Annotated in this window: 19 protein-coding genes; 9 read left to right on the top strand and 10 right to left on the bottom strand. The window is 36.8% G+C overall.

The genetic code is table 11. The annotated features are described in order from the left end of the window. Window positions 1–33: 33 nt before the first annotated feature. On the bottom strand, window positions 34–549 hold the full coding sequence (locus PXG98_RS07320) for an ester cyclase (protein WP_276389979.1): 516 nt from the start codon (window positions 547–549) through the stop codon (window positions 34–36). A 247-nt stretch (window positions 550–796) separates the two neighbouring features. Here PXG98_RS07320 and PXG98_RS07315 point away from each other — a divergent pair, with 247 nt between their 5' ends. Together PXG98_RS07315 and PXG98_RS07310 are read left to right on the top strand one after the other, a co-directional pair. Continuing rightward, window positions 797–2710 carry a histidine kinase dimerization/phosphoacceptor domain -containing protein gene (locus PXG98_RS07315; protein WP_276389978.1) on the top strand — a complete coding sequence of 638 codons (1914 nt, stop codon included), beginning with the start codon at window positions 797–799 and terminating at the stop codon, window positions 2708–2710. A gap of 10 nt (window positions 2711–2720) precedes the next feature. Then, complete coding sequence (locus tag PXG98_RS07310; protein WP_276389976.1) at window positions 2721–3446, top strand: LytR/AlgR family response regulator transcription factor; 726 nt, start codon at window positions 2721–2723, stop codon at window positions 3444–3446. 40 nt (window positions 3447–3486) lie between these two features. On the opposite strand, the gene PXG98_RS07305 is transcribed toward PXG98_RS07310, so the two are convergent. Both PXG98_RS07305 and PXG98_RS07300 read right to left on the bottom strand, forming a co-directional pair. Next, window positions 3487–4095 (bottom strand): FMN-binding negative transcriptional regulator, encoded by a 609-nt coding sequence (locus PXG98_RS07305; RefSeq protein ID WP_276389974.1) that lies wholly within the window; start codon window positions 4093–4095, stop codon window positions 3487–3489. Between the two features lie 64 nt (window positions 4096–4159). After that, on the bottom strand, window positions 4160–4921 hold the full coding sequence (locus tag PXG98_RS07300) for a DUF3179 domain-containing (seleno)protein (RefSeq protein ID WP_276389972.1): 762 nt from the start codon (window positions 4919–4921) through the stop codon (window positions 4160–4162). Window positions 4922–5052: 131 nt separating this feature from the next. Between PXG98_RS07300 and PXG98_RS07295 the strand changes: the two genes are divergently transcribed. The 6 genes from PXG98_RS07295 to PXG98_RS07270 all read left to right on the top strand — a co-directional run bounded on the left by PXG98_RS07295 (window position 5053) and on the right by PXG98_RS07270 (window position 8915). Continuing rightward, entirely contained in the window at window positions 5053–5700 is a 648-nt protein-coding gene (locus PXG98_RS07295) for a hypothetical protein (protein ID WP_276389971.1), read from the top strand. A 14-nt stretch (window positions 5701–5714) separates the two neighbouring features. Beyond that, window positions 5715–7046, top strand: a complete 1332-nt coding sequence (locus PXG98_RS07290; RefSeq protein ID WP_276389970.1) for a 2TM domain-containing protein — start codon at window positions 5715–5717, stop codon at window positions 7044–7046. A gap of 99 nt (window positions 7047–7145) precedes the next feature. Next, window positions 7146–7427, top strand: a complete 282-nt coding sequence (locus PXG98_RS07285; RefSeq protein WP_276389969.1) for a 2TM domain-containing protein — start codon at window positions 7146–7148, stop codon at window positions 7425–7427. A gap of 49 nt (window positions 7428–7476) precedes the next feature. Further along, window positions 7477–7779 carry a 2TM domain-containing protein gene (locus tag PXG98_RS07280; protein WP_276389968.1) on the top strand — a complete coding sequence of 101 codons (303 nt, stop codon included), beginning with the start codon at window positions 7477–7479 and terminating at the stop codon, window positions 7777–7779. Then, window positions 7770–8114: a 2TM domain-containing protein gene (locus PXG98_RS07275; RefSeq protein WP_276389966.1), complete on the top strand. Its 345-nt coding sequence runs from the start codon at window positions 7770–7772 to the stop codon at window positions 8112–8114. Before PXG98_RS07280 ends, PXG98_RS07275 begins: the two co-directional genes overlap by 10 nt. Before the next feature lie 45 nt (window positions 8115–8159). Further along, complete coding sequence (locus PXG98_RS07270; protein WP_276389965.1) at window positions 8160–8915, top strand: LytR/AlgR family response regulator transcription factor; 756 nt, start codon at window positions 8160–8162, stop codon at window positions 8913–8915. Window positions 8916–8989: 74 nt separating this feature from the next. On the opposite strand, the gene PXG98_RS07265 is transcribed toward PXG98_RS07270, so the two are convergent. The 7 genes from PXG98_RS07265 to PXG98_RS07235 all read right to left on the bottom strand — a co-directional run bounded on the left by PXG98_RS07265 (window position 8990) and on the right by PXG98_RS07235 (window position 16415). Next, window positions 8990–10183, bottom strand: coding sequence for an LETM1-related biofilm-associated protein (locus PXG98_RS07265; RefSeq protein ID WP_276389963.1), 1194 nt, complete (start codon window positions 10181–10183; stop codon window positions 8990–8992). A 217-nt stretch (window positions 10184–10400) separates the two neighbouring features. Continuing rightward, window positions 10401–10982: a superoxide dismutase family protein gene (locus PXG98_RS07260; protein ID WP_276389962.1), complete on the bottom strand. Its 582-nt coding sequence runs from the start codon at window positions 10980–10982 to the stop codon at window positions 10401–10403. Between the two features lie 65 nt (window positions 10983–11047). After that, a complete protein-coding gene (locus tag PXG98_RS07255; protein WP_276389961.1) occupies window positions 11048–11530 on the bottom strand; it encodes a YdeI/OmpD-associated family protein in 483 nt (160 codons plus the stop codon). Further along, window positions 11527–12744: a bifunctional alpha/beta hydrolase/OsmC family protein gene (locus PXG98_RS07250; RefSeq protein WP_276389960.1), complete on the bottom strand. Its 1218-nt coding sequence runs from the start codon at window positions 12742–12744 to the stop codon at window positions 11527–11529. Before PXG98_RS07250 ends, PXG98_RS07255 begins: the two co-directional genes overlap by 4 nt. 133 nt (window positions 12745–12877) lie before the next feature. Continuing rightward, on the bottom strand, window positions 12878–13567 hold the full coding sequence (locus tag PXG98_RS07245) for a DUF2490 domain-containing protein (protein WP_276389958.1): 690 nt from the start codon (window positions 13565–13567) through the stop codon (window positions 12878–12880). Between the two features lie 48 nt (window positions 13568–13615). Then, window positions 13616–14992: an amidohydrolase family protein gene (locus PXG98_RS07240; protein WP_276389956.1), complete on the bottom strand. Its 1377-nt coding sequence runs from the start codon at window positions 14990–14992 to the stop codon at window positions 13616–13618. Between the two features lie 22 nt (window positions 14993–15014). Further along, window positions 15015–16415 carry an amidohydrolase family protein gene (locus PXG98_RS07235; RefSeq protein WP_276389955.1) on the bottom strand — a complete coding sequence of 467 codons (1401 nt, stop codon included), beginning with the start codon at window positions 16413–16415 and terminating at the stop codon, window positions 15015–15017. A gap of 187 nt (window positions 16416–16602) precedes the next feature. Here PXG98_RS07235 and PXG98_RS07230 point away from each other — a divergent pair, with 187 nt between their 5' ends. Further along, window positions 16603–20025 (top strand): ThuA domain-containing protein, encoded by a 3423-nt coding sequence (locus PXG98_RS07230; RefSeq protein WP_276389954.1) that lies wholly within the window; start codon window positions 16603–16605, stop codon window positions 20023–20025. Window positions 20026–20073 lie beyond the last annotated feature (48 nt).

The raw sequence follows: 20073 nt of genomic DNA, 5'->3' as shown, positions 1-20073 counted from the left end.
TTTATTATAGTTTAAGGTTACTGATTAAATCTCTCATTCTAAAACAGGGGAATTTAAGGTGTATCCCAATTGTTGAAGAAGCTCTAGTTCGTTAAAAAATACTTCTTCCTTAAAGATTTCACCCTTTTCATTAAAATATAAGTGAGTAAGACCATTAATTTTTACTTTTTTACCGGTTGGAGGCATTTCTCCATAAACACCTGTATTCCGTCCAATACTCTCCCATTGTAAAAAAATCATATTGTCCTTAATGTTTAGTTCGCGGGTGTTTATTACGAGATCCGGAAATCCCATAAAGAAAACTTGCATATGAGCCTTTAGTTCGTTGGTGTTAGAAGCCACCGAAATACCATTTAAGCGTCGCTCAAAATTCTTAGCTATTATTGGATTAAGTCTATTTGTTTTTTTTTGATTCCAGCATGTATCTATATAGCTGATTAATTGGTTTTTAAGTTGGTTTCTCTGTTCTTCAGATACCGTCTTTTTATCTTGCTCACAGGATAGAAAAAGCAAAACACTTATAATTATGTAAATTAATGCCTTATTCATATCACATGAATAGATTAAAAAGAAGTTTAGGTTTCAAGAACAATACCTTTAAATAAAGAGTAAATTATTAGGATTTTAAAGCTTTATAGGACGAACGTCTGAATTTTATGTCCGAGAGACTATTTTAATTTAGCAGGCCGGGGATTATGTTAAAATTCGTATATTTAGCCTAAGCCAGCCCCAAATCGGTAAATGTGTGAATGTGAAAAGCCGATTTATTTTTCTTCTATTTATAATCGCTACCAATTTGAACCCTAGTTCAGTAGTTGGGCAGCTCGTTTATTTTGAAAAAGATACTGTTTACAATAGAGTATTTGTAGATACAGATAACTTCGGAGAGTCTTACTTAGATACTTTGGCAACCGCTTATCCTTTAATATCAAATGATTCCTTAAAGTTTCGTGTTTTGAATGACCTGGCCTACTATTGGCATACTAGGAATCTTGTTAAGTCTTTATCCTATGTACAAGAAGGACTTTCTCTGACCAGGTCCGTAAATAATGAACTTTGGGAGGGAAGGTTTCAAATAACAGAAGGGGCCGTTCTCCTGCGTATGGAAGCCTTAGATAGTGCAAGAACAAGTTTAGAAAGTGCTTTAGGAAAAGTAAGAAAGGCAGATCTTCCTTTGGCCTATACCCAATTGGGCTATGTTTTTGAAAGAGAAGGAGAACTAAGCAAGGCAGCAGATATTGCCATGGAAACTTTACACTTGGCCAAAGAGTTAAATGACAAGAGAGCGTTGGCAGTAGCTTTGAGCGATTTAAGTAATCTTTTTTGGAAGCAAGAAAGATATGAAGAAGCGCTAGAATATGGGATGGAATCATTAGCTATTTTTGAAGAAAGAGGTTTGCAAGATCTCGACTATGATTTTACGCTATATGTAGTCGGAAATTCTTATTTGGCGTTAAATAACTACGAAGAAGCCTTAAAGTTTTACGAATATTCCATAGCTATCGGGGAACGATATGGTTTCTATAACAACCTATGCGACGTTTACATTTCTATGGTCTATTTGGAGTCTTTTCTCAATAGTTTCGAAGCAGCGGAGGAGGCCGCAGCAAATGCTATCAAATATGCCACTTTGTTAGAGAATAACTTTATGTTAATGCGATCATGGGTGGCTATGGGAAAATTGCAAAATCTTCAAGGAAAATATATTTCTGCCATCCAAAGTCTGGAAAAAAGCATAGAAGTGGCTACTGCAGATTTTGGGGATGATTTTTTTCTAAGCGAAGCATATGAGGCTCTGGGCAAGGCATATGCCGGAAATCATAATTATCAGGAAGCGTATCAGGCTTACTCCAAATACAATAATTTACAAAAAGCTTTATTTACAGCAGAGTCTAATCAGCATGTTTCCCAACTACTCACCGAATACGACGTAGCACAAAAAGAAAGTACCATAATGGTGCAGGAAGATCAATTAAAAAAAGAAAAGTCTATTCAGCGCTTATTAGGTCTTATTGCCGGACTTTTACTCCTGGTGTTATTACTCTTATATAACACCATACAAACCAATAAGAAGAAAAATAGACTCCTTAATAAACAAAACACAGAGAAAGAGTTTCTATTAAAGGAGATTCATCATCGCGTAAAGAATAATCTGGAAATTGTCTCCAGCCTATTAGCATTACAAGCGGAACAGTTAGAAGACCTAAATCTTGTAGATGCAATGGAGAAAAGTCAGCATAGAGTTCATAGTATGAGTATGGTACATCAAAAGCTTTACCAAGGCAAAAGTCTTTCATCTATTGAAATGAAGTCTTATTTCGTAAACCTTTCGGATTATCTGGGTGATATTTACGACACAAAAGGCCGGGTTAAAATACATTGCGAGATGGAGGCCCTAGAATTAGATATAGATAGTGCTATTCCCATTGGCTTAATTGTAAACGAACTGTTGACCAACGCTCTGAAATATGCATTTCCGGAGAATGGGCATGGTGAAGTACGAATAAGACTTCAGAATAAATCGGGTATTCTTCAACTAGAAGTATCTGATAATGGTGTTGGCAAGAAAAATCAAAACAAAATTACGGGGACCGGTTTTGGTTCCCAGTTAATAGGGTTATTAACTCGACAGTTAGAAGGAATAATGACTTTAAATATAAAGAAAGGAACTGCTGTTTCCTTTCAATTTCAACAATATAAAGCAGCTTAAAACCTTTATTATGAGCCAAATACTAATTGTAGAAGACGACATGATAATTGCCGCTAATTTATCCTTGCAACTCACCAAGTTAGGATATGATATTAGCGGAATTGTTTGCAAGGGTGAAGATGCTATTACCCATGTAAAATCGAATCTACCAGACATTATCTTAATGGATATCAATCTTAAAGGCGATATTGATGGCATCGATGCAGCTTTGGAAATTCATCAAATAAGGGAAGTCCCTATTATCTATTTAACTGCCAATAATGATGATGTAACCTTTGGCAGGGCCAAAGCAACCCATCCTTACGCCTTTATTTCTAAACCTTTTAACAAGCTTAATTTGCAACGCACAATAGCATTAGTTGAAGAGCAAATAAGAGATAAGAATAATAAAGTTTCGCATAAGACTTCTGATTTGGAGGTTTTAGCCGACAGAATTTTTGTGCGACATAACGGCAGAATGGTTAAAATTATGTTAGACCAAATTCTCTATATCGAGGCGGAGAGGAATTATTGTAATATAATAACCACAATGGGTAAATTCTTGGTTGTAAATACCCTTAAAACCCTAGAATCTAAACTTTCTAAACATTCGTTTATCCGTGTACACAGATCTTTTATGGTTAACATGTCTAAACTCGATGCGGTTGCCGATTCCCACTTAGAAATTGATCGAAAGGTAATCCCAATAAGTAAATCCTATAAAGAGTTGTTGTTAGACAGATTACATATGATTTAGGTACAAACCAACAAGTAAATGCCGTTATGCATATAGCGGACTATCGTTTTTTTTGCATTTCTTTTGCTATACTAGAACTTGCTGGGTTGTTCAAATTATTTAATTCTTTAATTATAGATGTATGATCTTCCTCCCGCCCTTGTGATAATTTATAGGCGGCTTTTATCTCCTCTATTTTAATTTCAAAGCCTACAACTCCTCTAACTTGTTTTAGCGTTTTTGGAGAGAGATTTTTTAACGATAGCGGTTGTTTTGAATGCTTCTCATATTTATCTACCAGTCTATGCATCGCGGCAAGGACTTCCCTTTCGTTCTGAATTTTTATGGTCCCATAAACATGAACTGCTATGTAATTCCATGTAGGAACTTCTTCTTTCTCATACCAGGATGAGGATACGTAACTGTGTGGGCCATTAAATATACACAGAACCTCTTGGTTATTGTCAAAACCTTTCCATTGTTCATTTGCTTTCGCAATATGCCCAACTAATACATCTGGGCTACCTTCCCTAATTTCCAATTCCAAAGGTATGTGCGTGGCCCAAAGCCGCCCCTTGCTTAGGCTAGTTAGTATGCCAAAGGCATTTAATTGGATAAATTCCTTGACTTCTTTAAGATTTGTGTTTTCGTATTTAGAAGGAATATACATATGGTACAATTTCTATATTAAATGATTGAAATGGGATTTTAAATGGGGCCCGGGGAATGGAAACTTAGCGATTATATTTTTTAACAATATCATCTACGTTCTCATGGCGTTTCCAAGTTTTTGGTCTTTCAAAGTCCTGGTTAGGTATTAGTATTTCAGCCTGTGGAAAATCTCTTTTTATATCTTCCCAATTCGTGTCCTTCCATTTTGTTTTCTCTAACTTAAAAAGAGGGGTATCCTTGAGTTTCCCGGATACAGCTTTATCTATTAAAGGCCACCATAAACTTTCCGTTTCCCGGTCCCATAAGACAAAGCCGTCTAAACCGTTCCATATTTTAGGATCATAATAAGTATAACCACTAACGGCAAAAGTAAAAACCTTATCATTATAAGTTCTGGTATATATTGCGCCTAAATCTGCCAAAATACAGTAGGCTGCAAAAATGGGTTCTCCGTCGAGGATATCATTAACTACTTCGTGTCTGGTTAAATCCTTTATGGAGTACGCCTTTACGTCATTGCCAGAATATGCCACCAAAAAACGATCTGAATCTTTCCAATGTTTATTTGCTTCTTCTACAGACTCAAACTCGGGCTTAATAAGTGCCGGAAAGGCCTCTCGTCCAAGTCCATAGTGAAACTGTTCCGGTTTAAGTTCTAAGTTATTAATCACAAAATTCTGATTCTGCAATTCACCTCCATAAAGGAATTTGCTCTCATTATCCTGCATAAATTTGCCGTTATTAAGGGCACTTGGCCTTTGACTAATTGCGACAATACTTGCAAGAACTGCCACAAGGCTAGAGAATATTTTTTTCAGCATCATAGATATTAGGTAGAATCTAAATAATATCGAAAATACAATTTGTCCTAGGAATATAACAACTGGGTATCTTTTTTTTAATAAGGGTTAGTTTATCTTTCATATTTGATGAAATATTCAAAAAACAAGATACAATGAAAAAATTTTTAGTAGTATTTGGCCTTTTTATTACCATAGGCTTATGGGGTCAAGATCGTTATTCGGAAGGAATGGATAAGGCATTTTTACTATGGAAGAATGATATGCCCAGGGAAGCGGCTAACCTTTTTGAGAGAATTGCGATGGTAGAATTAGAGAATTGGCTTCCTTACTACTACGTGGCACATATAAATACATTATTATCTTTTGGAGAAAAAGATGAAAATAAATTAAGTCTGCAATTAGAAAAGGCACAGGAATATTTAAATACCGCGAAGATGATATCCCCCAATAATGCAGAGATACTAATACAGCAAGCTCTAATTAATACAGCTTGGATTGCTTTTGATGGTGCAAGCTATGGCCCTACTTTGGCAGCAAAAAACACTGCCCTGTACGACAAAGTCTTAGCATTAGAACCAATGAACCCCAGAGTGGTGTTAAGCAAGGCAGAATGGGACATGGGAACCGCGAGGTATTTCGGAAAGGATACAAGTCTGTACTGTTTGGAAATAAAGCGTTCTTTAGAACTTTTTACTAACTTTAAACCAAAGGGAGACTATCATCCTAATTGGGGAAAACACCGTGCGGAATATGTTTTAGAAGGCTGCAATCTTCAAATCAATCACAAAAATAAACAGTAACTAAGCTGCGAATTATGAAAGACTTTGTTAAGATGTTAAGGGTAGGTATTGTCATTGGACTAATCCTCTCGGTGATTTTTATAGCGATAGAGTATTTCTCTAACGGACACATAGAGTTTGGCCAGAATTTTTGGACAGAAATTCTATATAATATGACTTACTCCATAGTACTGACCATCATAAATAAAAGTTATTTTAATTTCCTTAATAAAAAGGTTCAGTGGAAAAAGTGGGAGAAGTATCGGTTAATTATCGGTGCTTTAGGCTCCGTAATACTCACTATGCTGGGTATTTTTTGGATTCGGATATTATTGAAGATGGGATACGAGGGCTATAGTTGGGATACTTTTGTTGAAAACGAGAGGACCATCTATTACATTTTTGCACTAATCATAACCATTGTCGTCACAGTTTTTTTTCACGCTATTTACTTTTATAGATCTCTTCAAGACAAAAAAGTTAAGGAACAAAAGATTATTGCCGGCACGGCCTCTGCGAAATTCGATGCTCTAAAAAACCAATTAGACCCGCATTTTCTTTTTAACAGTTTAAATGTTCTTACTAGCCTGATTGAAGAGGATCCTGGGCAAGCCCAAAAATTTACCACTTCCTTATCAAAGGTGTATCGCTATGTGCTAGAACAGAAAAATAAAGATTTGGTTACCGTAGATGAGGAATTACAGTTCGCCAAAACCTATGTAAGACTATTAAAAATGCGATTTGAAGATAGTATTGTTTTTGTCATTCCGGAAAATGCGAGTAATCCTGACGCTAAAATTGTTCCTTTGTCTCTACAATTGTTATTGGAAAATGCTGTAAAGCACAATGTTGTTACCAGCAGTAAGCCCCTGCGTATAGAGGTGAGCGAAGTACGTGGAAGACTTTTGGTTAAAAATAATTTACAGGAAAAACAAGTGGTTAAAAAAAGCAGTGGAGTAGGTCTTAGAAATATTCAGCAACGGTATAGTATTCTTTCTAACAGGGAAGTTAAAATTGAAAAAACAGATAAGGAATTTACCGTGGCGCTTCCTATGCTTACAAGGCAGTTAAATATGAAAGAAACCCAAAAGACTTATATCAGAGATAAAAGATATCAAAAGGCTAAGGAAAGGGTAGATGCTATTAAAGGGTTTTATGGAAATTTAATTTCTTACTGTTTGATAATACCTTTTTTGGTTTGGCTAAATTTTCGTACTACTGATTTCCCATGGTCAATTTTTCCGGCTATTGGATGGGGAATTGGACTCATTGCACATGGTATGGAGGCCTATGGATACAATCCTTTGTGGGGGAAGAGTTGGCAGGATAAAAAGATTAAAGAGTTGATGGAGAAAGAGGATTTCTAAATACAACTCATCTAGCAAAAAGTACAACTCAGGAGTTTATTTTTTAAATCTCCTTAAAGAATTATCAATTTTGGAGTGTTATTAAATTAAAACAAAACCATGAAAACAACATCAAAAGAAACAAGTTACAAAAGAGCAAAAGAAAGAGTTGATGCGTTGAAAGGCTTTTTTATTAGCGCCTCGGTATATATGATTATAATTCCCTTGCTTTGGTACATTAATTATCAGACCACAGGTTTCCCATGGGCCATATTTCCAACTCTGGGATGGGGCTTCGGTCTAATCATGAAATACATGGCATCTAAAGGGATAGATCCATTATGGGGTAGGCAATGGGAAGAGCGCAAAATAAATGAACTAATGCGCGATAGTAACTTTTAAGCCATCGCGGATTGCAAAACACTAAAATAAATCAAAAGAATCTATAAAAATGGAAAGCTGGGATAAAGAATCAAAATATATAAGAGCAAAAGAGCGAGTAGAGGAATTAAAGAAATTCTATGGTAATTTATTCTCTTATGTATTGGTTATATCTGTTTTGGCAGGAATTAACTATTGGACTAACGAATGGCGCTATATGTGGTTTCTATGGGCCGCTTTTGGTTGGGGGATAGGGGTATTTTTTCATGCGATTAATACTTTCAATCTAAATCCATTTTTTGGAAAAAACTGGGAAGAAAGAAAGATTAATGAGATAATGGGAGAAGATGAAAACCAAAACCGATGGGAGTAACTTTAAAAGAGAATATTATGGAAGATTATAATGCAGATAAATTAGAACGAGCTAAAAAACGCGTGGAAGAAATAAAAGGCTTTTATATTCATCTAGCGGTATATATAGTGATTAATGTCTTTATATTGGTAAATGTTTTTATTAGCAAATCTAGCAATGGGGAGCAGTTTTGGGAGTTTTCTAGTTTTTTTACCTCTATATTTTGGGGCATTGGCCTTGCGGCCCACGCAGCATTTGTATTTAATTACAACCCTTTTTTTGGAAAGAGGTGGGAAGAGCGGCAAATACAGAAGTATATTGAGAAAGACAAAAAAGAAGCAGATAAGTACAAATAACGAAGTTAAGCGATTATTGAATCACAAAATAATAGGATAAATAGTATGAATGTTATTATTATTGAGGATGAAAAACCTGCAGCCAGAAGACTGTGCAGGCTGCTAGCAGAATTAGATGTGCAAGTATCTACCATGCTCCATTCCGTTGAAGAAGCAGTAAGTTGGTTTCAGGTAAATCAGCAACCCGATCTGATATTTCTTGATATTCAATTGTCAGACGGACTATCTTTTGAAATATTTGATGTTGTTGACGTACAAAGCGCTATTATCTTTACGACGGCTTATGACGAATACGCCCTTCAGGCTTTTAAGCTTAACAGTATTGACTATTTATTAAAACCAATTGATGATGAAGAATTGGAGGTAGCCGTATCTAAATACAAGAGTAGAACCCCTTCCTCTAAGCCCATATCCGTAGATTTTGAGGATATCAAGAAGTTATTGGTTCACCCCCTGGAAAGAAGTTTTAAACAAAGATTTACTATTCGATTAGGGCAACATTTAAAAATTGTAAATACGGATGAGATTGAATGTTTTTACAGCGAAAATAAGGGTACCTATATGGCCACTACGGAAGGCAGGAATTATCTCCTTGATACAACTCTAGAGCAGCTGGAAAATGAATTAGAACCAAAGACATTTTTTAGAATTAGCAGAAAATTCTTTGTCAATATTAACCATATAAAAGACATCATTTCTTACGCTAATTCCAGGCTAATCATTAAACTAAACAGGTATTCCGACCAAGAAGTTATCGTTAGTAGAGAACGCGTAAAGGACTTTAAGTTATGGTTGGAATAAAGAACTTTTAATTACTGAATTACAGTTGTTTAACATCTACCATAGATTTTTCTTATAGTAAAAAATAATATAATTTACTCCGAATTTTCCACTCTATTGTCATCAAATGCGGAAGGTAGTAGCTTCGGAATTAGTTTAATAAAAATTGGTAATAAAACGGCCCCGCCAGGAAGCAAAAATATAGCAAGGGAGGGTATGCTTTTAAAGATATCTAACAACTGATTTTGCACCTTTTTTTTCTCCTCAATACTGAGTTCTTTTCTTGTCGATTTAGATAATAGAAGCACCAGTTCTTTGCTGTCCGAAAGCTCCTTTTGTAAGCGTTTATTATTGCGTATGATGAGTCTGTTCACCAACACGGCCATCCCGTCATAGAATTGAATAGCAAGATTGCTATCTTTTAAAAAACGAATAGTGGAGACATTCTTTGTGAAAAAGGAATTAATCTCTTCTAATGACCTATTTACCTCTTTAGATGTAAAACCTAAATCCTTTCCAAGGCTATGAATAAATAGTGATTCCTGAGAATCCATTTTATTATCTTCCCAAATAGCCAAACAGGCTACATCCAAAAAATACTTATTCTCCCAAACCATGGTATTGTTAAGAAGTTTTTTTCTGTAGGCCCCGTCAAAATCCTTTTGCTCACTGTCTATAAAACTCAAAGAAGTGGCAAAGAGATGAGCAAGGCGTTCATCGGTTTTATTTTTTTGCTTGGAGCTAAGTGCGTGATAGGTAATGTTAATCGTAAGATATTCCAAACGCTTTGCATGATCTGTAAGCTTTTTTCCTCCACGCAGGAAATACTTAAAAGTGAGTACGTCTATAAATAACAAGGAGTTGGTTATGTTACTATTAAATGTTTTGGTTAAGATATTCGCCTCCAGAAAAACTCTGGAATCTATAAGGCTTTCCAGACGTGAAGAAATCTTATTGCCACTAAAGATTTTTTGATAAAGGCTTAGACTACTTACGTTTAATTCTTTGTAGAAACCAAATACTTCTTTTAAGAATACATCAAACTCCTCCTCTCCCTTTTCTAGTTTATAGGTGAAATATAGGGCAGTGACAAGGTTTATTTTGGCCTTTTCATCCTCAGATAAAACATGTTCTGGGGTGATAAAACGCGGGATTTTTACATTCAATCCGTAGACGAATCCTGCCTTCTTAAGTCCCCCGTATAAATCCCAAAAATCTTTGAAGACATCTTGGGAATCTTTAACAAGGTATCCAAATTTATCAATCCAACCGATGGCTGAGGGATTCATATGCTTAAACCTTTTGCAGTTCTAATCTCGGTGAAATTATGCAATTTTTAAAAGGGATGCTTTTTTTTAGTGGACAAAATTGGAAATTTGCACAAAATCCATTTATAGTGTCTAATTGATTAATTTAGGTGGTTAAATTGGGAAATAATTATTAAAAATAGAATAGGCGCAAAAAAAACCGCCTAAAAAGACGGCCTTATTCCTAATGTACCTAAAACTATTGAATAATTCCGGTACAACTAACTCTTGCCCCAGCAGCTCCGCTAGGTTGTGAGGTAAAATCATCCACTCCTTGATGCACAATAACGGCTTTCCCAACAATATTTTTGGCTTCATCTTCGCAACCAATACACCATTCATCGGTACTATGAATAACCTCTGCATTTCCATCAGCATCTGCGGTAAAATTTCCAATATCTCCCTTGTGGTATCCTTCTGGATTGCCCCATTTACCATGTGGTTCATGGGTAGGATTCCAATGTCCTCCGGTAGATTTCCCATCATCCGAAGAACAATCTGCTTTTTCATGAATATGAATAGCATGCTCTCCTTCCGTTAGACCGCTTAAAAGGGCAGACATACTTATCATCCCATCCTTTTCAGTAAAAGTCACTTCTCCCTCAACATTACTACCACTTTTCGACTCCATTTTGAAGGTAATTACTTCTACTTCTTCTACTACTTCAATAGTTTCTTCAATTTCCTTAACGGCTTCTTCTTTCGTTTCTTTTTTAGCCTCCTTACACTGATACGATAAAGCAAGAACCAAGCTAAGTCCAACAAGTTGTATTTTTTTCATAGGTATAATTTTAAATGTTTAGATGTGAAAGTTACAATATATTCAAGGTTAAGTCAAAATGCAACTCAGATTGATTTAAATAAAAGTTTAACATCCCTTATTCCCATTTTAAGCCGTCTGCTCATTAAAATACCCTTATCTAGACGTGAATCTGATTTTTTTAGTCGCTCAATACTATAGATTATAGATCTTATTTTACCCATACTTAAGGCTTCAAAATGTTTAAAGGCTTCTGGATCACTCTCAAATACGACTTTTAATTCAACTGGCATTTCTACTCCATAGATGGAATTGTCCTGAAAAAGTTGCACCTCAAAATAATCATTAGGATAGAGATTTAAGGCTTTTTGATGTCTCTTTCCAAACCAAATAAAAAAATACTTCTGCCGTTTTTGTAAGGCGGCGTAAAAAGAGACTTCTTTTTCCTTAAATCGTATCCAAACCCTAACCCTATTGATATCTTTTTCTTTGAAAGATATACCAATCAAGGGGGGTATTATCAGCGTACTATTATTGTTGACTGTTGCCTCAAAGATGGAACTTTTCAAGCGTTAATATTATTAGTTATTACCTGAGTTTCACTGTGTAGAGTTCGGTGTACCGGGCATTTATCAGCAATTTCTAAAAGCCTTTCCTTTTGCTTTAAATCCAAGTTGCCTGTCATCTTAATTAGTCTTTGAAAGGTATCTATTTTGGAAGAATTGCTTTCGCATTTCTCACAATCAACAGCATGATCTTTGCCATAGCTGGTGTGTACTTCAACTTCCTTTAAATCCCAATTTTTCCTTTTGGCATACATTTGCATAGTCATTGCCGTGCAAGCAGATAACCCAGCTGATACCAGTTCGTATGGGGAAGGACCAAAATCATTTCCACCATAATTAACGGGCTCATCTGCGGTTAGGTAGTGTTGGCCCATTTTTAAATCTGTAGTAAATCCATCGTTATTTGAAAGTTTCGCAACCACCTGATATTTGGACTTTAAATTCGCAGGTTTAGGCAGCGGAATATATTTTTCTACCCAGCTTCCAATTACATTACCTACGTATAAAGAATCACTTTTGTTAGTTAATAAATGATCTGCCCCATCTAGGGTTACAAAACTTTTAGGATGATGTGCTGCAATATATAATTCTTCGGCATTTTTAATACCTACTATACTATCTTGTGGAGAATGCATAAACAAAAGTGCTACGTTGTTTTTGTCTACAATATCTTGTGTGGAACTTGCCTTTAAATCTTCGAGAAACTGTTTTTTTATGGTAAAATCTCTTCCGCCAATGTTCACCTTCGCCAGTCCGTTCTTTTTTATTTCCTCTAAATCAGATTTAAAGAGATGCTGTACATGATTAGGATTCGACGGAGCTCCAATGGTAGCTACGGCCTTTACACTTGGAATTTTTGGCGCCGCCGCTAATACTGCTGCACCTCCCAAGGAGTGTCCTATGAGCAATGAAGGAGAGGCGTAATTTTCGCTTAAGTATTGTGATGCAGCAACAAGATCTTCTACATTTCCAGAAAAATTACTGTCTTCAAAATCTCCTTCACTTTCGCCCAATCCTGTAAAATCAAATCGAAAGACACCAAAGCCTTTAGAGATAAGACTTCTGCTTATATTTGAAATGGCTAAAAGGTTCTTATTGCAGGTAAAACAATGGGCAAAAAGCACATAATTATGAGGATGCTGGTCTGCGGGAAGATCAAGTTTACCCGACAATAATTCCCCTTCTCGGTTTCTAAATTTAATTGCTAAATTCCCCATAAAGTAGTTTTGAATACTAGTCGTTAGAAAGTTACTAAACTTTCTGTGAGTAGGAGATTTAAGGCAGCTGTATTATTCCGGACTACTTTAATTTAAACCGTGAAACGAATAATCATTTGCTATTTAAGCAGGGCTATTCTGGTTTTTTCTTGAGAAGTGGTCGAAGATCTGGATTATAAAAAATTGCAAGTTGTAATCTGTCGTAATTGGCATTGGTAAAATGATTTTTTAAGTAGCCTAGTTGCACACTAAGATTTTCCATCAGCACAATACCTAGAGCGGCATATAATCTATTTTGACCAAAAGGGTCATTTTGTAAATTCAAGAATATCTCATCATAAAAATTCAGGAAAAATGTTTTATTCAGAGGAAGTGTAATCTGCAAGCGGTAGCGGGCTCTATTTTCATAGTCCGTGAAATCTTGTTCGTGAAGAAAACGCTGTTCAAAACGAAATCGATGTTCAAAAAGTAATTTCCACACCTTGTTTTTAAGGATAAACTGCTCAAAAATTCTATTCTCAAAAAGAAGACTTTGACCGGGTATGTTTTCAAAACTGGGATCTGTTTCAATATAAGCATAACCTATTGTGGCTATGGCATCGGAATTTATATGATAATTAAGCCCTGTACGCAAGAGAAGCTGATTGAAGTTATCGTTCATCTCATAGTACCTGAATTGAGCTTCTGTATGGATACTAAATCTATCTGAAATTTTATTCATACCGAAGTACATGTACCAAATTCCTAGTTTATCTTCCCCTTGTTGTGCGATAAGGTTATGTGCAATGAGGAGCATTAACAGGCAGGTAATCCTTTTTATCATAAAGATTTTCTTTTATAGATTATAGAATGGTTATTTAAATTCGTTAAATTATTGGTTTTCGGTATTTTTGGCAATCTGATCTAACTTTTTCTTAATCATACTTCTACTTAACCATCTACCTTGGCTGAATACACCTTTGGGATTTTTCAGGGCGCTTAGATCCTCTAAAGGATTCGCTTCTAAAAGTATTAGGTCGGCATATTGTCCTTTTTTGACCTCTCCAAATAATTCTTCTTGCTCTAAAAACCGGGCAGGGGCAATAGTGCCAGATTGAATTATTTGTAGAGGTGTTAAACCTGCTTTTGTCATGCTACTTATTTCATGATGTATAGAAAAGCCCGGGACATTAAAAAGTTGAGGTGCATCCGAGCCTAGTAGTATTCCATGGCCATCTTTTTGTAAGGAACGCAGAAGTTCTCTTCGGATATTAATAAAAGTCTGCCATTGTTCTTCATTAAACCCTGAACCTATTCCTGTGGAAGCATTCTTTCTCTTTTTCCATTCATCCAGGGTAGATTTTGGCATATAACGCATTTCTGTTTCCGCTAATAAGACATCCGCTTCAACAGGAGCAAACCATCTTTCAAAAAGGCTTTGTGTTGGAACAATCCAAACCTTATTTGCACGGGCATTGGCGCTAAGTACGGGTATCATCTCTGTATCTGCCAAAGGCGTGAAGTTATACCCAAAAAAGCCATTTTCTTCAGGATTTACATTGGCCGATTGAGGAACTAAACCTTCCAAAAAACCATCGATATGATCAATAGAAGCATACCTACTTTCCAAGGCGTGCCTTATTCCCACTTTGACAGGCACATGCCCCGAAAATGAGATTCCTGTTTCTCTGGCTGTTTTAACGATTTCATCGAATACTTCAAGCTCAATTCCTGGATGAATTTTTAAAAAATCATAACCATCTTTTTGATATTGACGCACTTTAAGACTGGCTTCCTCTTTAGTTTTAACCGTATTTCCATTTAAAGAAGGGCTAGAGGTAAAAATTCTAGGACTTAATAATTCTTGCTCTTCACTTGCTTTTCGAAGTTGTAAATGTTCCGGATGACCTAGCATTCCTCTAATAGTAGTTATTCCATTGGACAGGTATAGGAAAAGTGTTTCTTCAATTCGCTCCTTAGAAGTTGAAGGCGGGGGTATATGCGCATGCATTTCTGCTAATCCGGGCATAAGATAATTTCCCTTTCCGTCTATATGCGTTTTAAAGAGAGTTTTGTCTATTTCCGCAGTACTAACCGACTTAATAAAACCGGAATCTATGACGATATTCAGGTTATTTTGTATGTCGCCTGTTTTCACATCAAGCACAGAAATGTTGGAGATTAAAATAGACGTCTCGCTCTGCTGTGGCTTGCCTTGTTTGCATGAAGTTAGAATCAATAATAGAATTAGTAAGGGATAATTTCTCATGAGTATTAAGATAACTATGTTATTAATTAGATAGGAGTTTTTGTAGATCTTGTTTTTGTAGAAGCTGCTCTCCTTTTAGCACGGCATATATATCTTCTGAGTTTTCTATGTTTTCCAGAGGATTTGCATTTAAGATAACCAGATCAGATATTTTTCCTTTGGCTATACTGCCATAGTCACCTTCCTTTTTTAGAAAGATTGCTCCATTAAATGTAGACGTCCTTAAGGCTTGAAGGGGAGAGAGCCCTGATTGAACCAAAGCGGCCATCTCTTTATGCAAAGAAATCCCAGGATAGATATAGGAATTGTATGCACCACAGTCTGATCCGGCAAGAAGGGACACACCAGCATGGTCTAGCTTTGAATTTAGACTTCTAAAAATACTGTCTAAACTTTTTCGAGATTTTTTGTTTTCTTCACTAGCATTTACGGCCGCATTTATACGTCTCTGATATGTCTTTATGAAGGCCGGTGAAAAATATTTTAAATACTTATCTGAGGCGTGGTCTTCTTCGTCTAAATAACTTAAAGTATGCATAATATGCAAAGTGGGTACCACAAAAGTCTGGTGCTTTTTTAGAAGCTCAAAGGTTCTTTCGGCAGATTCTTCATCATAAGACTTAAGCAATTCCTGTAGAGCTTCCCAGAATCCAATTTCACCTGCATCCACTAAATCCGTTATCTCCTGCTCTTTGGACGAACAACCCTTAAAAACATAGTATAAATGCTCCGTAGCACCTAGGCCAGTTTTAACTGCCTCCTGAAAACTTACGGAATAGGGCATGTGTCCGGAGGTTATATATCCCCTTTTTGTAGCTTCTTTAATGGCTAACAAATAGGCCTCAGAAGAAATCTTACTATCGTAAAGTTTAACAAAATCGATCTGTAGGCCACCTAGGGAATCCAGGGCTTTTGCAACCTCCATCTCATTTGTAACCTCTAAGGAGCCTTCCCAAGTAGGATTTGGTCCATCAATTTTTGGTCCTGCGGTAAAAATTGTTGGCCCTAACATAGTCTTATTATTTATGGCCGTCCGCCAAGTCAAAACTTCCGTTGCCAAATCACCTCCTGCATCCCTAACCGTGGTTATACCATTTGCCAAAAATAGATCAAGAAATTTTTTGTTGTCTTTAACTAGTCCAATTCCTCCTCTAAAATGCACATGGTTATCCCAAAATCCGGGCAATACGTATTTATCACTGGCATCGAGTTCCTTTCTTGGGTTTAGGTTTGGAAATTCTTTAGCCTCACCTACACCAAGGATAACCCCATTATTAACGTATATATTACCCTTTGAAATACTGCCGTCTTCTAAATGTATTAGGCTGCCATTAGCCACAACGAGGTCTATTTCAATGGAATTCGGAGTACAATGGAAAAAAAGAAAAAAAAGAGAGATGTATTTGAAAAAAGTAATTCTCATCGGTTAGGATTATCTGCTAATTTTCGAAGATTAAGGTACGAAGAAGAAATGAGTATTTAGGAAGATTAGAGAGACCTAAATAAGCCTTATTAATTTTACTTTCTAAAAGTAGCTCCTATTTCTTTTTAGTGAAATCAAAATACAATACTTATATTTATAGCTTGGACTTTAATGAAATTCTATTCTTATGATTAAAATAAATCCCCTGTATGTATTAATTCTGCTGCTTTCTATTTTATTGGCCAGCTGCGAATCAAAAAAGAGAGATGGTGCACCCAAGGTCTTGGTTTTTTATAAAACAATGGGTTTTAAGCATGCTTCTATTCCGGATGGTATTGAGGCTATACAGAAGCTGGGAAAAGAAAATGGTTTTGCTGTAGATAGCACTAACAATGCAGGTGTTTTTGAGGCGGATTCTCTAAAGAATTATTCGGCGATTATTTTTATGAGCACAACTGGTAATATACTTAACCATTACCAAGAAGCTGGTTTTGAAAGATATATACAGGCTGGTGGAGGATTTGTCGGAGTACATGCGGCGACGGATACAGAGTACGATTGGAATTGGTATGTTAAAATGGTAGGCGCTTCCTTTTTAAGTCATCCTTCAGGCACTCCTGAAGCCGACTTTATTATAAAAGACCGAAATTTTCCTGCAACATCATTTTTCACGGATAGTATCTGGCACAGAAAAGATGAAATGTACAATTTCAAAAAAATAAACCCAGGGATAAATGTTTTAATGACTATTGATGAAACTACCTACGAAGGTGGAGAAAATGGAAATCACCACCCTATGAGTTGGTACCACGAATACGATGGGGGCAGAGCTTTTTATACAGCTCTTGGACATACCTCAGAGACCTATCAGGAGGATTTATTTTTACAACACTTATTGGGAGGTATAAATTATGCTATCGGAGAGAATTTAAAGTTAGACTACAGTAAGGTAAGCACACAAATTCCTCCGGAAATAGATCGTTTTTCAAAGGTAACACTAATCGGGGGTGCAGAATTATTTGAACCTACAGAAATGACTGTCTTGCCAAATGATGACATTTTAATTGGACAACGAAGAGGTGAGATAATGCATTACGACGCTCAAACAAAAGAATTGAAGCAGGTAGCGTTACTGGATGTATACGACAAAACGCTGGCGAATCCAGATGCGAATGCAGAAGAAGGTTTATTAGGATTACAAAAAGATCCTGACTATGCAAAGAATAACTGGATTTATGTTTTTTATTCTCCTACCGGTGACGAATGGGTAAATAGACTTTCGCGCTTTAAGTTTAAGGATGGAATTTTTGACCTTACCTCAGAACAGAAAATATTGGATGTAGTTAGTCAGAGAGAAATTTGTTGTCATACTGGCGGGTCTATAGCATTTGGTCCTAAAGGGCTGCTATATGTTTCTACTGGTGACAATTCTACTCCTTTTAACGAAAAGGGAGCAAAGTATATCAACAGTGGTTATGCCCCGTTAAATGATCTAACTGGTAAAGAACAGTACGATGCCCGAAGATCCTCCGGGAACACCAATGATTTAAGAGGAAAGATTTTAAGAATTAAGGTGAACGAGGATGGAACTTATGATATTCCGGAAGGAAATCTATTTCCGGTTGGAACGGAAAAAACGAGACCTGAAATATATACCATGGGACATCGTAATCCTTACAGAATTTCTGTAGATCCAAAGAACGGATATCTCTATTGGGGAGAAGTAGGGCCTGATGCCAGACAGGACAGTTTGCTTACCAGAGGTCCTAGGGGTTATGATGAAATGAATCAGGCTAGAGAAGCTGGGAATTTTGGATGGCCATTGTTTATTGGAGACAATAAGCCCTATGTCTCTTATAATTATGAAACCGGTGAAAGTGGGGAACTATTTGATCCAATGAAGCCTATTAACAATTCTAACAACAATACTGGTTTAACAGAGTTGCCGCCTACAAACCCCGCTTACGTATACTACCCCTATGCCGAATCTCAGGAGTTTCCTCAGGTAGGTACTGGTGGCAGAAATGCCATGGCAGGGCCAGTGTATTATTCGGATTTATATAATGGCCCGGGAGCCTTGCCAGCCTATTATGATGGGAAAGTCATAATATACGATTGGATGCGTGGATGGATGAAGGCAGTAACACTTTTTGAAGATGGAACCTTTAATAAAATGGAACCTTTTGCTTCGGATATTTCCTTAAGTAACCTTATCGATGTTGAGGTAGGATCCGACGGGAGAGTTTATCTGTTAGAGTATGGAAGTGGATGGTTCACTAGAAATGATGACTCAGGACTGGGGTATATTGAATTTAATGGTGGTAATCGACCGCCACTTATTGATAATTTAAAGGTCGACAAGACTTCCGGGCAATTACCTCTTACTATTTCAGCTGAAGTAAGTGCGCGAGATCGTGAAAACGATTCGGTTACCTATTTATGGGACTTTGGTAATGGAGGAACGCAAGAAACTAGCGAGCCAACCATAAGCCATAGCTATACTGAGGAAGGTGAATATAAGCTATCTGTGCAAGTTAAAGATGCAATGGGTGCTGTTGCTACGAGTGAAGTTGTGAGTGTAGTAGCAGGAAACTCCAGACCCATTGTCGCCATTGATTTAAAAGGAGGAAATTCTTCCTTCTTTATTCCTGGAGTTCCAATTAAATACGAGGTTGAGGTATCCGATCCGGACGGTGGGGAAGAGGTTGATGCTTCCAAAATATTTGTCTCCGTAGACTATATGGAAGGTATGGACGAGGTAAATTTAAGCATGGGGCATAAGGAAGTTTCGGCTTCTGCTGCCGGCATGGCCTTAACACAATCTATGGATTGTAAGGCTTGCCATAAACCAGCAGAGGCTTCTATTGGGCCAACCTATACGGAAATCGCAGAAAAGTACATTTCTGATGATCAGGCCATGTCCTATTTACAAGCGAAAATTATATCAGGTGGAAACGGAGTTTGGGGAGAAGTTACCATGCCAGCACATCCGAATATTACCAAAGAACAATCACGGCAAATAGCCACTTATATTCTTTCTCTTGCAGACAATGGCAAAAAGAATAATTCTTTGCCAACCAAGGGAACGATAATTCCGAAACCCGCACAGGAAGGACATAGTTTGGTTATTACTGCCAGTTATACAGATTCAGGGAAAGGCAATGCTGCACCTTTAACAGGAATAAAAAGAATAGCCTTAAAGGGGAATACCCTTCCGTTTGCCTCTAAAACTAAGCAGGAGGGCTTTATGGCTGTTACGTTTGGAGGAAAGAACCTCCTTATTGTTCCTCAGAAAGACGCATGGTATGTTTTGGAAAACATTGATCTTAATGGGGTGAAATCGGTACAGATAAATACGGCCTGGAGAGGAATGCCAAAAGCTGGTATTGATTTTGAGGTGAGGCTTAACAAGCCCGATGGAAAATTATTGGGTAAGGGTAAGATGCCAAAACCAAAAGTCGGTCAGGAAGGAGGACGTGTGGATATCAAACTGGATGAGCACAGCAATGAAATAGCAAAAGAGCTTTACTTGGTATACAAACATAATTCCGAGGAAGATAGAGGCGCCGATCCTTTAATATTGGTTGGTACTACATTTTCAAATAAGTAAAGGAAGAGATTAATAAGACTAACTATCCTCGGCATATTCAGCCGGGGA

Source organism: Eudoraea chungangensis, from assembly GCF_029360665.1.
GTDB classification, from domain to species: Bacteria; Bacteroidota; Bacteroidia; order Flavobacteriales; family Flavobacteriaceae; genus Eudoraea; species Eudoraea chungangensis.
This window is presented reverse-complemented; position numbering and strand designations above follow the sequence as displayed.

Coding starts and splice junctions, on each gene's coding strand:
- PXG98_RS07320 (WP_276389979.1), bottom strand. CDS start 549: ATGAATAAGGCATTAATTTACATAATTATAAGTGTTTTGCTTTTTCTA.
- PXG98_RS07310 (WP_276389976.1), top strand. CDS start 2,721: ATGAGCCAAATACTAATTGTAGAAGACGACATGATAATTGCCGCTAAT.
- PXG98_RS07305 (WP_276389974.1), bottom strand. CDS start 4,095: ATGTATATTCCTTCTAAATACGAAAACACAAATCTTAAAGAAGTCAAG.
- PXG98_RS07300 (WP_276389972.1), bottom strand. CDS start 4,921: ATGATGCTGAAAAAAATATTCTCTAGCCTTGTGGCAGTTCTTGCAAGT.
- PXG98_RS07295 (WP_276389971.1), top strand. CDS start 5,053: ATGAAAAAATTTTTAGTAGTATTTGGCCTTTTTATTACCATAGGCTTA.
- PXG98_RS07290 (WP_276389970.1), top strand. CDS start 5,715: ATGAAAGACTTTGTTAAGATGTTAAGGGTAGGTATTGTCATTGGACTA.
- PXG98_RS07285 (WP_276389969.1), top strand. CDS start 7,146: ATGAAAACAACATCAAAAGAAACAAGTTACAAAAGAGCAAAAGAAAGA.
- PXG98_RS07280 (WP_276389968.1), top strand. CDS start 7,477: ATGGAAAGCTGGGATAAAGAATCAAAATATATAAGAGCAAAAGAGCGA.
- PXG98_RS07275 (WP_276389966.1), top strand. CDS start 7,770: ATGGGAGTAACTTTAAAAGAGAATATTATGGAAGATTATAATGCAGAT.
- PXG98_RS07270 (WP_276389965.1), top strand. CDS start 8,160: ATGAATGTTATTATTATTGAGGATGAAAAACCTGCAGCCAGAAGACTG.
- PXG98_RS07265 (WP_276389963.1), bottom strand. CDS start 10,183: ATGAATCCCTCAGCCATCGGTTGGATTGATAAATTTGGATACCTTGTT.
- PXG98_RS07260 (WP_276389962.1), bottom strand. CDS start 10,982: ATGAAAAAAATACAACTTGTTGGACTTAGCTTGGTTCTTGCTTTATCG.
- PXG98_RS07250 (WP_276389960.1), bottom strand. CDS start 12,744: ATGGGGAATTTAGCAATTAAATTTAGAAACCGAGAAGGGGAATTATTG.
- PXG98_RS07245 (WP_276389958.1), bottom strand. CDS start 13,567: ATGATAAAAAGGATTACCTGCCTGTTAATGCTCCTCATTGCACATAAC.
- PXG98_RS07240 (WP_276389956.1), bottom strand. CDS start 14,992: ATGAGAAATTATCCCTTACTAATTCTATTATTGATTCTAACTTCATGC.
- PXG98_RS07235 (WP_276389955.1), bottom strand. CDS start 16,415: ATGAGAATTACTTTTTTCAAATACATCTCTCTTTTTTTTCTTTTTTTC.
- PXG98_RS07230 (WP_276389954.1), top strand. CDS start 16,603: ATGATTAAAATAAATCCCCTGTATGTATTAATTCTGCTGCTTTCTATT.